This window comes from Rahnella perminowiae, from assembly GCF_019049755.1.
Classification (GTDB): Bacteria; Pseudomonadota; Gammaproteobacteria; order Enterobacterales; family Enterobacteriaceae; genus Rahnella; species Rahnella perminowiae.
Window position 1 is genome coordinate 1 of sequence record NZ_JAFMOS010000164.1, and the last position, 1,285, is coordinate 1,285.

A 1,285-nucleotide genomic window follows, 5' to 3' on the forward strand; every position below is an offset into this window, starting at 1 on the left:
GTCACTTTTAATGAGCGCTAGATTTGTTAAAGTGAAAAAGTATTACTTCATAAGTATTAATTAGTTAATATTACTTCACATTTAGCTTTTATGCGTTATTATTTAGGAAATGCTATTTTCGATATCACAGGTGACAAATGATCACGATTATTGGATGCAATAAAGGTGGGGCAGCCAAAACCACTACTGCTATTAATCTGGCTGTAGGCCTGGCCCTTCGTGGCGAAGATGTATGTCTCGTCGATGCTGACGTTCAGCGTTCAGCTTCAAGGTGGTATGCAGAACGTGAAGCTGCGGGAATTAGCCCATCCATTACCCTGATTGAAAAACGAGATAACATTTCTCAAACGCTAAGAAGCCTTGATGAAAAATTTGCTCATGTCATCGTTGATGTTGCTGGTCGCAATAGCCGTGAGCTAATCACCGGAGGCACGGTCGCACATCAGATTATCGCCCCACATCAATGCTCACAGTTAGATCTTGATACTATGGTTGAATTGCAGCAGCAGCTGGAAAGTATGCGAGATCTCAATCCCGAGCTTAAGGCGTACTGCTATCAAAGTATGGCAACCACGAACCCGCTGTTGCAGGGCAATGAACGACATGAGTTTCTTGAATATGTTCGCGAGTTTGAAGGGCTCATTCCTTTGACTGCCACCGCATGTTACCGAAAGGTTTACCGCGATGTGATGTCCGAAGGTAAATCTGTACTGGAAACAACTAATGAAAAAGCCAAGGCAGAAGTGCTGGCATTGATGAATGAGGTATTTTAATGGCTCTAAAAAAACCCCCTTTTTCAAATCGTCGTGTTGTTACGGAAGCTGAGGCTGACGCGCTGGCTAACAGACTGGCTGACCGCCCCTACGGTGACGAAAAAGTTGTGGAACCGGCTCAGGAAATCCTGACCAGGACAACCATCTCAATACCTCAGAATACGTTGCGCGAGATTGAAGATCTTGCTCTCCATAATAAGCGTATCGGTGTGGCCCCAAAAAGCGTCAGCGCAATCATTCGCGACGCATTGGAAGCCTACCTAAAAAAGGTTTGATATCTTAATGGCATGGGCAGTTATGTATGATGCTGCCAATGCCAGGTTTGCAGGTAAAATTAGTTCTTTTAAAATTTCCCACCATTCTACAACTCCCCTCCCCCACCTGAAGTTACCGACCAACACAGCTTTAGCGTTGTGGTAACACTCTGTTTTTATTTTAAAATTCTGAAATTTGTTTCATAAGGTCTGCCATTCACTACCCTACTTATGATGTAATAAGTATTACTTAGTAAC

2 protein-coding genes are annotated in these 1,285 nt (G+C 43.4%); both read left to right on the plus strand.

Features of this window, described 5'->3' with window-relative positions:
* Window positions 1-137 precede the first annotated feature (137 nt).
* Entirely contained in the window at window positions 138-773 is a 636-nt protein-coding gene (locus J1785_RS00910; RefSeq protein ID WP_129955455.1) for an AAA family ATPase, read from the plus strand.
* A complete protein-coding gene (locus J1785_RS00915) occupies window positions 773-1,048 on the plus strand; it encodes a ribbon-helix-helix domain-containing protein (protein WP_014333818.1) in 276 nt (91 codons plus the stop codon). The genes J1785_RS00910 and J1785_RS00915 overlap by 1 nt, the downstream gene beginning before the upstream one ends.
* Window positions 1,049-1,285 lie beyond the last annotated feature (237 nt).